This is a genomic window from Mycobacterium sp. KBS0706 (assembly GCF_005938675.2).
Lineage (GTDB): Bacteria > Pseudomonadota > Alphaproteobacteria > DSM-16000 > Inquilinaceae > Inquilinus.
Genome location: NZ_VCCH02000347.1, coordinates 1 through 501, shown reverse-complemented (window position 1 = coordinate 501; position 501 = coordinate 1). Strand labels below are relative to the sequence as shown.

Below are 501 nucleotides of genomic sequence, written 5' to 3'. Positions count from 1 at the left end.
CCGGCACCGGCACGGGCGGCGACGCCCAGGGCGACACCTATGCCGGCATCGAGGACCTCGCCGGCAGCAACACCGGCAACGATGTGCTCACCGGCGACGCCGGTTCGAACACCCTGGCCGGCTGGGGCGGCGACGACCTGCTTCGCGGCGGGGCCGGCCAGGACCGGCTCGACGGCGGCGCCGGCATCGACACCGTCAGCTACGACACCGGCACGGTCGCGGTGACGGTCAACCTGGCGGCCGGCACCGGAGCGGGCGGCGATGCCGTGGGCGACAGCTATGTCGGCATCGAGAACGCCACCGGCTCGGCCGCGGACGATCAGATCATCGGCGATGCCGCGGCCAACGCGCTGAACGGCTGGGCCGGCCGGGACGTGCTGACCGGCGGGGCGGGCGCCGACCGCTTCGTCTTCACCGACATCTCCCACAGCGTCGTCGGGGCGAATGCCGACCGGATCACCGATTTCAGCCGCGCCCAGGGCGACCTGGTCGACCTGTCGG

1 protein-coding gene is annotated in these 501 nt (G+C 73.7%); it reads left to right on the top strand.

The annotated features are described in order from the left end of the window. On the top strand, nucleotides 1-501 hold a 501-nt coding region (locus FFK22_RS42205), incomplete at both ends, for a calcium-binding protein (RefSeq protein WP_143957042.1).